This window comes from Mycobacterium sp. (assembly GCF_035499775.1).
GTDB lineage: Bacteria > Actinomycetota > Actinomycetes > Mycobacteriales > Mycobacteriaceae > Mycobacterium.
Genome location: NZ_DATJYB010000646.1, coordinates 1 through 11,142 on the forward strand (window position 1 = coordinate 1; position 11,142 = coordinate 11,142).

8 protein-coding genes and 3 pseudogenes are annotated in these 11,142 nt (G+C 68.2%); 4 read left to right on the top strand and 7 right to left on the bottom strand.

Features of this window, described 5'->3' with window-relative positions:
* A pseudogene (locus VML93_RS38275) lies at window positions 1–1,359 on the top strand (cyclase); the annotation flags it as partial.
* Between the two features lie 5 nt (window positions 1,360–1,364).
* On the opposite strand, the gene VML93_RS38280 reads toward VML93_RS38275, so the two are convergent.
* Entirely contained in the window at window positions 1,365–1,946 is a 582-nt protein-coding gene (locus tag VML93_RS38280; protein ID WP_325619072.1) for a TetR/AcrR family transcriptional regulator, read from the bottom strand.
* 83 nt (window positions 1,947–2,029) lie between these two features.
* On the opposite strand from VML93_RS38280, the gene VML93_RS38285 reads away from it, so the two are divergent.
* On the top strand, window positions 2,030–3,349 hold the full coding sequence (locus VML93_RS38285; RefSeq protein WP_325619060.1) for an oxygenase MpaB family protein: 1,320 nt from the start codon (window positions 2,030–2,032) through the stop codon (window positions 3,347–3,349).
* Between the two features lie 117 nt (window positions 3,350–3,466).
* On the opposite strand, the gene VML93_RS38290 is transcribed toward VML93_RS38285, so the two are convergent.
* The 6 genes and pseudogenes from VML93_RS38290 to cobF all read right to left on the bottom strand — a co-directional run bounded on the left by VML93_RS38290 (window position 3,467) and on the right by cobF (window position 8,899).
* A complete protein-coding gene (locus VML93_RS38290) occupies window positions 3,467–4,216 on the bottom strand; it encodes an SDR family oxidoreductase (RefSeq protein ID WP_325619062.1) in 750 nt (249 codons plus the stop codon).
* Window positions 4,217–4,235: 19 nt separating this feature from the next.
* Entirely contained in the window at window positions 4,236–4,703 is a 468-nt protein-coding gene (locus VML93_RS38295) for a zinc finger domain-containing protein (RefSeq protein WP_325619074.1), read from the bottom strand.
* A 201-nt stretch (window positions 4,704–4,904) separates the two neighbouring features.
* A pseudogene (locus VML93_RS38300) lies at window positions 4,905–5,099 on the bottom strand (DNA-formamidopyrimidine glycosylase family protein); the annotation flags it as partial.
* Between the two features lie 33 nt (window positions 5,100–5,132).
* Window positions 5,133–6,784 (bottom strand): annotated as a pseudogene (locus VML93_RS38305) (PE family protein).
* 161 nt (window positions 6,785–6,945) lie between these two features.
* Window positions 6,946–7,938 carry a PE family protein gene (locus VML93_RS38310; RefSeq protein ID WP_325619064.1) on the bottom strand — a complete coding sequence of 331 codons (993 nt, stop codon included), beginning with the start codon at window positions 7,936–7,938 and terminating at the stop codon, window positions 6,946–6,948.
* Between the two features lie 202 nt (window positions 7,939–8,140).
* A complete protein-coding gene (gene cobF / locus VML93_RS38315; RefSeq protein ID WP_325619066.1) occupies window positions 8,141–8,899 on the bottom strand; it encodes a precorrin-6A synthase (deacetylating) in 759 nt (252 codons plus the stop codon).
* Window positions 8,900–9,033: 134 nt separating this feature from the next.
* Between cobF and VML93_RS38320 the strand changes: the two genes are divergently transcribed.
* Both VML93_RS38320 and VML93_RS38325 read left to right on the top strand, forming a co-directional pair.
* Window positions 9,034–9,939 (top strand): diiron oxygenase, encoded by a 906-nt coding sequence (locus tag VML93_RS38320; RefSeq protein ID WP_325619068.1) that lies wholly within the window; start codon window positions 9,034–9,036, stop codon window positions 9,937–9,939.
* Window positions 9,936–11,120 carry a DUF4873 domain-containing protein gene (locus VML93_RS38325; RefSeq protein ID WP_325619070.1) on the top strand — a complete coding sequence of 395 codons (1,185 nt, stop codon included), beginning with the start codon at window positions 9,936–9,938 and terminating at the stop codon, window positions 11,118–11,120. The genes VML93_RS38320 and VML93_RS38325 overlap by 4 nt, the downstream gene beginning before the upstream one ends.
* Window positions 11,121–11,142 lie beyond the last annotated feature (22 nt).

Consider the following 11,142-nt stretch of genomic DNA (forward strand, 5'->3'; position numbering starts at 1 on the left):
TCCCGTGACCCGGCCGCGGCGGAGGAAAATGCCGCGCTGATCGCCGAACACCTGCAGGCCGCCGGTGAGCTGCACGCCGCGTATCAGTGGCATATGCGCGCGGCAACGTGGGCGACCTACCGCGACGTCGCCGCGGCGCGACAAAGTTGGGAGCGCGCCCAAGCGATCGCCGAGGCACTGCCCGACCAGGACCCCAACCGCACAGCGATGCGCATCGCGCCGCGCACCATGTTGTGTGGGATTGCCTGGCGAGTCCAGGGGAACGTGGCGGCCGATCGCTTCGACGAATTGCGGGAGTTGTGCACCGCCGCCGGAGACACGGCATCGCTGGCCATCGCCATGGCCGGGCTGGTGTTCTATCGCGGGTTCCAGGGCCGGATACGCGAGGCGTCACGGCTGGCATCGGAAGCCCTGGCCCACATCGAGTCGATCGGCGATGCGAAAGTCACGGTGGGGCTGTCCTTCCCGGCGATCTACGTCAAGACTCACAGCGGCGAGTGGGGTGAAGTGCTGCGATGGTCACAAAGAGTCATCGACGTGGCCGACGGTGATCCGTCTCAAGGGAACTTCATTTTCGGGTCTCCGTTGGCGCTCGCCTTTTTGACGCGGGCTATGGCCCGGTATTGCCTGGGTCGTCCTGGATGGCCCGACGACAATCTCCACGGCGTGGCCATGGCCCGCAGTGCCGACCCGTTGTCCTACGCCACGGTTATCGCCTACGTCTACTTCCCGGGAATATCGCTTGGCGTGCTGTGGCCCCATGATTCGGCGGTGCGCGAGATCGAGGATGCGCTACGGATTGCCGAACGATCCGGTGATGATCTTGCGTTGGTGTTCGCCCGGGCGATCCTGGGCCTTGCGCTGGTGTACCGCCAAACCACTGCGGAGCGTGAGCGCGGACAGCAGCTGCTGGCCGAGGTCGCCGCAGTGTTCCAACACCGGGGACACAACCTGAGCGAGTTACGGCTCGTCAACGTCTTTTTGGCACGTGAGGGGGCTCGGCATGGAGATCGCGATAAGGCGATACCGCCGATGTTGGCCGCTGTCGACGAACTGGTTCGCGAGGGGCAACTGCTGTCGTGGGGCATTCCGGCGACGGGTGTTCTGGTGGAGACCCTGCTGGACCGCGGGGCCGACGGTGACGTGGCCGCAGCCGAGGCCGCGATCGAGCGGTTAGCCGCCGCGCCAGCCGATGACGGGCTGGTTATCCGCGACATCTGGCTGCTGCGGCTGCGCGCGCTGTTGGCCCGCGCCAATGGGGACGAAGCCTCCTATCGCGACTATCGGGACCGCTACCGCGTGATGGCCACGTCGCTGGGATTCGAAGGACATATGGCATACGCCGAGGCGATGTCATGAGTGAGCTACGCGCCGACGGGTCGGCCCGTCAGCTCGGAGCCGAGTCGGTGCACAAAGGTGCGCAAACGTTCAGCGGACGCGTTCTGCGGATCACTGAGGTGCAGCTGCAGCAATTCGCGACCGGCTGCATGCAGGATCCGCGCGGTGTATTCCGGCTCATGCAGCCCGGGATTGTGACGCAGCAGTTCACGGACGAAGAACTTGAGCACGACGGCCTGAGATTGGGCCAGGCGGGCATACAACTCGGGCGGAGCACCCTGCGGCGGAAACATGAACAACCGCCACGTTGCCGGGTGCGCATCGACAGCGGCCAGCACACCGTCGAACGCGACCACTAGCGACTGATCCTCGGCGACGGCATCCAACCCGGAAATCGCCTCGGCGAACTGCGCGCCGGCCCGTGCCGCCTCACGGTCGATCAGCGCGACGAACAGACCCGCCGGGTCGCCGAACAGCTGATAGATCAACGATCGATTGATGCCGGCCTGCCGGGCGATGCGGTTCGGTGTCGCCGCGTGGAACCCTTCAGCGTCGACGATCGCGTGCGTGACGTCGAGGATCTGCTCCCGCCTCCCCTCGGCGGTCATGCGCCGCTTCGCAGTCACACTTGACAGCATAACTAACAACTTGTGAGTATTACTCACAAAGTGTTAGTTAGCGGGAGGCAGTGATGGTCACGTACTACCCCGAACTCGCGCAGCGAGTCCGAAGCCAGCGCGACTTGCAGCCGGATCTCTACGGGGACTTCGACTTCAACCAGCAGCCGGATCGCCTGGCCACCGAGCCCGACGTCGACTCGGCCCTGCCAACCTGGGTTGCAGACCGCGCACCGATCCTGGAAGACGACCGCGTCACGGAATTGATCAGCACGGCCACCATGCTCGGCGACGTCGTCGCCGATCCCTATGCGGCGCTGATGAATACGCGCAGCGTCAGTCAGTTGATCGACATGCTCAAGACGGCCTGCCGAGAGGGGATCGAGGCGGTGCCCGACGCGCCCGCCGAACTCGAGTCGTTCATCGCCGCGATGGAGGCTACCCCGGAGTGGATCGACTTCGACCTGGTCCGCGAAGGCGCCCGGCAGGAGCGCATCCCCGCGGCGCTGCTGGCCCCGTTCATTACCCGAGGCGCCTTCATCGCGACCTTCACCAACACCTACGCCGCGCTGCCGATGGCGCTGACCGGCGCACTCTCGGGCAAGCGGGCCGCCCGGCGGGTCAACGAGACGGCCAGTTTCTTCGCCGTCACCACCCTGCCCGGTGCGCTGGATCGCTACGGCCCCGGCTTTGAAGCCGCCGCCATGGTCCGGTTGATGCACTCGATGGTCCGCTACAACGCGCTGAAGAAATCCGACAAATGGGACGTCACCGTCTACGGCATGCCGGTGCCGCAGGTCGACCAGATGCCGGCCGGAATGATCGGCCAGTACCTGCTGGCCCGGAAGGCGCGCAAGGAAGGCCGGGCGGAGTTCACCGCCGAGGAACGTGCCGTCGTCGAATTCGCAAGGTACCGTTGCTTTCTGCTCGGCCTGCCGGAGGAACTGCTGCCCGCGGAACCGGACGACATCATTCACGTCATGCACGCGCGCGCGGCACTGCTGCGGCACGGATTCGACGGCGTCTGCCGCGAACTCGTCCAGGGCACGATGTCGGCCTATCTGCGCCCCGACACCTCCTTGTTCGACCGGTGCGCCGACGCGGTCGAGAAGAGTTTCAGCAAGCTCACGTTCGTCCGCGTGTTCTGCGGTGGCGACCGTGACGTCGCCGAGGCGATGGGCGTCTCACTCGGATCGATGGATCTCGTGCGCGTCGCCCTCACCACGCCGTTCATCATCGGGCGTTTCACCGCCGTTCAGCGCGCCAGCCGCATCCCCGTGCTTCGGGACATCACCGACGCCTACGTCGTCGGGCTGCTCAAGCTCCGGCTGGCAACCTACGGAAAGCCCGAATTCACCAGCGACGCAGCGCATTACACACCCGTTCCGCACTGACCTGGCGGGGGGGCGCGCGCTTGCCGAGCACCCGCCGCGAAAGTCCCCAAATGTACGCAATTTGGGCTATATCGCGTACATTTGCGGACGCTCGCGGGCGAAGGGGGCCCGCGCGCCCTAGGCGAAGGGCTTGGTCAGCCGCGGCGGGAGCAACTTCATCAGCTGCACCAGCGGACCCCACGGCCACCACGGCACCGCGGTCCGGCCGGGCTCGCGTTCGATGGCGTCGACGAGCGCTTTGACGCCAGTTTCGTTGTCCACCATCAACATTGTGCTGTTCGACTTGGCCGTCATCTCCGACTCGATGTAGCCCGGCTCGATCGTCGAGACCTTGATCGGGCCCTTGGCGTATTCGGCGCGCAGCGATTCGCCCAGCGAGCTCACCCCGGCCTTGCTTGCCGCGTAGGCGGCTTTGACGCCCGGCACCCCCGTATTGCCGAGCACCGAGGAGATCAGCACCAGATGCCCCGATCCGCTTTTGTGGAACATCTCCAGCGCCGTCTCGATCTGCACCAGCGCGGCCACCAGGTTGGTCTCGATGGTCGCCTTGTTCGCCCATAGCTTGCCGGAGCCCAGCTTGGCGCCCTTGCCGATGCCGGCGTTGACGATGACGCGGTCGATGCCGGCCAGTTCGTCGGACAGCTCGGCGAAGACCTTGGGCACCGCTTCGTGATCGTTGACATCCAGCTGGGCCCCCGCCACCCGGACCCCCGGATACTGTTGCAATAGTTCGGCTTTCAGCTCGTCGAGCCGGTCGGTGCGACGGGCGCACAGCGCCAGGTCACGGCCTTTGGCGGCGAAGGCGCGCGCCATTCCGGCGCCCAAGCCGGAACTGGCACCTGTAATGAGGATCTTCTGGCGAGTCACCCGGGCAGCATATCGGCTGCTATTTGAGCAGCCGCGACATACGCCGGTCGGCCAGCACCTTACCGCCGGTCTGACACGTCGGGCAGTACTGAAAAGACTTGTCCGCGAACGACACTTCACGCACGGTGTCCCCGCAGACCGGACACGGCAGCCCGGTGCGCGCGTGCACCCGCAGTCCGGAGCGCTTCTCGCCTTTGAGCGTGGCGGCGCCCTGGCCGACGGATCGGGTCACCGCGTCGGTGAGCACCGCGACCATCGAGTCGTGCAGGGCGGCGAGCTGTTCACCGGTCAGCTTGGCGGCCGTGGCGAACGGCGAGATCTTGGCGACGTGCAGTATTTCGTCGCTGTAGGCGTTACCGATCCCGGCGATCACCTTCTGGTCGGTGATCACGGTCTTGATCCGGCCGGTGTTGCCGGCCAGGACCGCGGCCAGGTCGTCGGGGCTGAGGTCCAGCGCGTCCGGGCCTAACGCGGCGATGCCGGGCACTTTTTTCGGGTCGTCCACCAGCCACACCGCGAGCCGTTTCTGGGTGCCGGCTTCGGTGAGGTCGAAGCCGGGCGCGCTGCCCGGGGTGCCCAGGTGCACCCGCAGCGCGATCGGGCCCTTGCCGGGGCGCAACGGCGCGGCGGCCAGCTGGTCGGACCAGCGCAACCAACCGGCCCGCGACAGGTGGGCGATCAAGAACAGCTGCCCGGCCCGCAGGCCCAGATATTTGCCCCACCGCTCAGCGCCCTCGACGGTCCGACCGTGCAGCGCGTTGATCGGCGGGTCGAAGGTTTTCAGCACCGACAGCGCGGCGACATCGACGCGGCCGACGGTCAGACCGACAGCGTGCCGCCGCAAATGGTCGACCAGCGCTTCGATCTCGGGGAGTTCGGGCACCCGACCAGTCTGCCGGATACGCCGCGCTGGTAGCTAAAGCGAAGCTCCGTCCGCGCCCGGGTTGCCGTACAGCGACCCGCCCGTGCCGCCGCTGCCGCCCGGCCTTCCGCCGGCGCCGTCACCGCCGTCACCGCCGTTACCGATGTACTGGGCGTAGCCGCCCTGGCCGCCGGGACCCACGCCTATCGCGTCACCGCCACGGCCGCCGTTGCCGAAGCTGCCGCCGTGGCCGCCGCCGCCACCGGCGCCGGTCTGCTTCACAACGCCGACGGTGCCGGTGGTGCCGCCGTCACCGCCGCGACCTCCGTCACCGAACAGTCGGCCGTCGCCGCCAAAGCCGCCCTGACCACCCCCGCCGGCGGTACCGGCAATGGTGGTGCCGCCGGTGCTGCCGGCATTCGCGCCGTCACCGCCGGTGCCCGCGTTGCCGCCGTTGCCGAACAGCCCGGCGACGCCGCCGTTGCCACCCATGCCGCCCCGGCCGCCGCTCCCGTTTTGGGTCGGGAACCCTCCGGTGGAACTCGCGCCCAGCGCGCCGGCGCCGCCGTTGCCGCCGCTCCCGCCGTCGCCGCGCAGTTGCCCGCCGGCGCCACCACTACCGCCGGCGCCGCCGGCGCCACCGTTCCCGGCCACATAGCCTTCGCCACCTGCGCCGCCATCCCCGCCTTGCCCGCCGCCCCCGCCGTTGCCGAACAGACCCGCCTTGCCGCCGGTTCCCGCGGTATTGCCACCATTGCCGCCGTTGGCGCCCCAGCCGGCGCTGGCGGCGGCCAGTCCCGCCCGCCGTTGCCGCTGTTGCCGCCGTCGCCGGCGCGCCCGGAGAGCAGACCGGCATCGCCGCCATTGCCTCCGGCGCCTCCGTCGCCGCCGGTGCCGCCTTTGGCGCCGGGCGCGGACGACGCGCTCCCGGTTCCGCCGTCCAGGCCGTTCGCGCCGGCTCCACCGTCACCGAACAGCAATCCAGCCCGGCCTCCGGCGCCCCCGGCGCCACCGGCGCCACCGTTGAAGCCCGCGGGGTGCGTGGCGGGATCGGCTGCACTCGCGTGTCCGCCCAGGCCGCCCGCCGCACCCGCGCCGCCGTTGCCCAGCAGCAGCCCGCCGTTGCCACCCTTACCCCCGGCGCCGCCGACGCCACCGTCCGAGCCGGCCGCGCTAGTGCCGCTGCCACCCGCGGCACCCTTGCCGCCGTTGCCGATCAGCCCGGCGCTCCCGCCGTTGCCGCCGGCCAGACCGGTGCCGTCCGCACCGGGAGCACCGTTGCCGCCGTTGCCGTACAGCCATCCGCCATCGCCGCCGCTAGCACCGGGCGATGCGCCGTTGGGACCGTCGCCGATCAGCGCACGCCCGGTCGCCAGGCTGACCGGGGCATTGATCGCCTCCTCGACCGCCTGCAACGGCGGGGCGTTGGCGGCCTCGGCGAGGGCATACTGCGTCCCGCCGCCGTTCATCAGCTCCACGAATTGGTTGTGGAACAGCGCCGCCTGAGCACTGAGCGCCTGGTACATGTGCGCGTGCGCGCCGAACAACGCCGCCAGCTCGGTCGATACCGAGTCGGCCCCGGCAGCGATGATCGACGTCGTCGGCGCGAGCGCCGACGCGCTGGCCGAGCTGATCGCCGATCCGATATTCGCCAAGTCTGCAGCCGCCGCCTGGACAAACTCGGGCGCAGCGATCACGAACTCCATGCACGACCTTCCCAAGCTGGGACTACGGCCACGCCTCCCGAAAGGCGTCGGGGCGAGAGTATCGCGAATACCGCTGGCAAATAGGCGGTTTCAGAAATTTCTTTAGTTAGCTTTGCTAAAGCGGGCTCTGCTGCCGCCAGCACCCGTCGCGGGCTTAAGCGCTAAGTGGTCGCGGCCGGCGACCCTGGCGTACCGGACAGCAACCCTCTGGTACCGCCGCCGTCTACGGGATAGAAACCGTCGCCGCCATGGTCACCCTTGCCATACAAGCGGGCATTGGCGCCGCTCCCACCGCGGTGGAGACCGCCTTTGCCGCCGTCACCGCCGAAGCCGCCCGCCGGACCGCCGCGAGGCGCGCTTACGGCGTCCTTTCCGCCGGCGTCAACGCCGCGTGCGACCCCGCTGTCCCCGCCGTTATCAGCTACCAATCCACCATTGCCGTGGTAAGCACCCAAGCCCCCCAAGCCGGCAAGCGCGCTCGAGGCCGCACCGCTGCCAGACAGCCCGCCGACGGCCCCGGCCGCGCCGTCGCCGACATCGCCGCACAACGGCCCGCCAACACTGAACAACGGCCCGCCGCGACCGCCCGGACCCCCAGCGCCGCCGAACCCGCCGGCGGAGGCCGCCGCCAAGGGGATCGCATTCCCGCCGGCGTTGCTGATCGCCCGGGCGGCGTTGCCGACCAGCAATCCGCCACTGCAGCCTCTACCACCGCCAACCACGTTCGCACCGCCGCCGCCCAGGACCCCGTTGCCGTACTGGCCGGACGCACCCGGCGTCGCCCCGCCGGTCCCTTCGCCGAGCAGCGGGCGCCCGGCCACCAGACTGACCGGCGCATTGATCGCCTCCTCGGCGACCTGCAGCGGCGAGGCGTTGCCGGCCTCAGCCAGCGCATACTGCACGCCCCCGGCATTCATCAGCTCGACAAACTGGTTGTGGAACATCGCGGCCTGCGCACTCAGCGCCTGATACATCTGGCCGTGCAAACCGAACAACGCCGCCAGCTCGGCCGACACCGAGTCGGCGCCCGCGGCCAGGATCGCCGTCGTCGGGGTCATAACCGCCGCGTTGGCAGAGCTGATCGCCGATCCTATATTTGCCAAATCGGTCGCCGCGGCCTGGACATACGCGGGCGCCGCAATGACAAATTCCATTCCGAACCTCTCGCACGCCCGACGATCACGGCCACCCTGGATCTATAGGCAGGAGGCGATCGTACCGCGATCCAGCTCACATTTTATGGGGTTCGGCCGATCCCCACCGACACCAATTTCGCAGCGGTCCAATGGTGCGTTACAGCATAACGCGGACCTCGCCAAGACCTCACCAAGACCTCACCAAGACCTCAGTAGGGCCTCAATAACCTCTCAACAAATAGGTATCCATGATCCAGCCGTGCCGGGCGTGGGCCTCGGCACGCAGCGCCGCGATGCGCCCCCCGACCTCGCCGACGGTGCCGGCGACCAGCAGCTCGTCGTCGGTGCCCAGATAGGCGCCCCACCAGATCAAGGTGTCGGCCGGGCACGTCTGAAACGAGCAGTCGGGGTCGAGCATCACCACCGCCGAGCCGGACAGCCCGTGCTCGCGCAGCTGCCGGCCCGTGGTGATCAGGACCGGTTCGCCGACCTCGTTGAGCGGGATGCGGTGCCGGGCCGTCAGCGCCTGCACCGCCGTGATGCCCGGAATGACGTCGTAGCTGATGTCGATCTCGGCGGCATCCCTCTCGATGGCGTCGAGGATGCGCACCGTGCTGTCGTACAGCGACGGGTCGCCCCAGGCCAGGAAGGCCCCCACGCCATCGGGGGCCAGTTCGTCGGCGATCGCCGACGCCCAGACCCGCACGCGGGCCGCGTGCCAGTCGGACACCGCCTGCCGGTAGTCACCACCTGCGGCCCGGGGCGGGTCGGCGAGCTCCACGAATCGATAGTCGGGCTTGCGGATGAACCGCGCGCAGATCTCCCGCCGAAATGCCACGAGGTCGCTCTTGTCCAGACCTTTGTCCATCGCGAAGAACACCTGCGTGTCGTTCAGCGCCTCGATCGCCTGGACGGTCAGGTAGTCGGGGTCGCCGGCGCCGATGCCGATGACGTGGATGTGGCGACCCGCCGAACTCACGGGGGCAAGCCTATTGCCGTTCAACCGAATCGATACGACAAACATCTAGCCAGTACCCCTGGTACCGGATACCATGCGTATTGACTATCGATCGTGATCTCCCGACCGTCTGAAGCACCGAAGGGACACCAACGATGACCACTGCGGTAAAGCCGGAAGGGCCGAGTCGCGAAGAGTTCTCCGAGCGTCTGCTCAAAGGCTCGGTCAAGAGGTCGTATGAGCCCGTCGTCGACATCGACTGGGACGCCCCGCTGGACCCGGACAAGTTCTACCTACCGCCGCGGCTGGTGTCCCTGTACGGCACCCCGATGTGGGACGAGATGACCCGCGAGCAGCAAATCGAGCTGTCCCGCCAGGAAATGGTCAACACACTCTCAGCCGGGATCTGGTTCGAGAACCTGCTCAACCAGTCGTTGTTGCGGACCATCCTGCACGAGGACCCCACCTCCAAGGTGGTGCACTACAAGCTGACCGAGCTGGGCGACGAGACCCGCCACATGGTGATGTTCGGCAAAGCCATCGAGCGCCTAGGTGCCAAACCGGTGCAGCCCAAGTTGATCGCCCGGATGCTCATCAATGCCATGCCGCTGGTGTTCCAGCGGGGTTCCGTGCTGTGGGTGGCCGCGCTGATGGGTGAGGAGATCTTCGACTCGCTGCAGCGGCAGATGATGGACGACCCGGAGCTGCAGCCGATGATCCAGCGCCTGATGCGGATTCATGTCACCGAGGAAGCCCGCCACATCCAGTTCGCCCGCGACGGCGCCCGCAAGCGTGTGCAGACCATGCCACGGCTCAACAAATGGGTGGTCGCCAACGCCAACGGCGTCGGCGGGTATTTCTTCCGCTACCTGTTCAACAACCCGGTCCCCTACGCACGGGTGGGCCTGGATGCGCCGCGGGCCCGCAAGCTGGCGCGCAGCAGCCCGCACCGACACGAGGTGCACAAGGCCGGGTTCGCCCCGCTGGCGGCGTTCCTGGCCGAGGTGGGGCTGCTGGGCCCGATCGCGCGCTTCGGCTGGAAGCGCACCAAGTTTCTGTGACGGTGATCATCGTCGGCGGCGGGGCCGCCGGCGGGCCGGTCGCGACCGAGCTGCGGGCAGCGGGCGTCACTGACGTCATGAGCCTGGATCACGAGGTCGTCAGCTCGGTGTTCGACGACGACGCCTGGACGTTGCTAACCAGCGCAGGTGAGACCTTCCGGGCCCGCGTCGTCATCGCGGCCCGACCTCCGTTCGTCCCGTGGAAACCGAAGCTGAACGGGCGCAACGACTTTCGTGGAGCGTCATTCCACGCGGCGGACTGGGACCCGAATTTCGTCCCGGCCGGCAAGCGCATCGCGGTGGTGGGTACCGACTCCACCGCGGGCTACCACCTGGGCCGGCTGACCGATTCGGCAGTGACGGTCTTCGCGCATGCACCCCGCTGGGTCGTCACGAAATACTCATCCTGGGTACCTCTGCGCACCGTCCCGGCCTTGCGCTGGCTGCGCCGGCACACCGGGCTGCACCGCGGTCCCGCGGTGGTGGACTCGGCGATCAAGGCGCTGACGCCCTCGGGCATCCGCACCGTCGACGGCGTCGAGCACCGCGTCGACGCCGTCATCTACGGGACCGGGTTCCAGGTCTCCGACCAGGTCTCCGACGAGGCGCTCGTCGGCGCCGGCGGGCTGACCATCCGGCAAGCCTGGAGCGACGGCATGGAACCGTACCTGGGCATCGCCGTGCACGGATTCCCCAACTACTTCTTCGTCACCGGGCCCGATATCGCGATGCAGACCCGCTGCATCGCCGACTGCGTGCGACTTATCCACAACACCGACCGGACCCGCATCGAGGTGCTCCGCAGTAGCCAGCAGGTGTTCAACGAGCGTGCCCACCTCGCGCCGGCCCAGGTGCTCGGTGCCGTCAAGGCTTTCGAGCTGTCGTCGGAGGCAGACGAGGACGACGAGACCTACGACGGCACGGCAACGCTGACCATCGCCGGCGCCCCGCATCCGGTGCGGGTGCGGCTGCGGGGTCACCTCGATCCGATCGACGGCCAATATCACTGGCAGGGCACGGTCTTCAGCTCAATACCGGATTCCGCACTCAAGCAGACGCGGGCGGCGACCCTGACGGTCGGCGAGCGCAGTGCCCCGGCGCGCATCGTCGAACGGACACCATGGGGCACCCATTCCATCGCCGGAGTCGGCGCGCCACCGTACCTGATGTCGCGAGCCTGAGCGCTGCGCGATTTCTTCGCTG

Excerpts from the sequence above, each read along its gene's own strand:
- VML93_RS38280 (WP_325619072.1), bottom strand. The coding sequence starts at position 1,946 with ATGACCGCCGAGGGGAGGCGGGAGCAGATCCTCGACGTCACGCACGCG.
- VML93_RS38285 (WP_325619060.1), top strand. The coding sequence starts at position 2,030 with ATGGTCACGTACTACCCCGAACTCGCGCAGCGAGTCCGAAGCCAGCGC.
- VML93_RS38310 (WP_325619064.1), bottom strand. The coding sequence starts at position 7,938 with ATGGAATTTGTCATTGCGGCGCCCGCGTATGTCCAGGCCGCGGCGACC.
- VML93_RS38320 (WP_325619068.1), top strand. The coding sequence starts at position 9,034 with ATGACCACTGCGGTAAAGCCGGAAGGGCCGAGTCGCGAAGAGTTCTCC.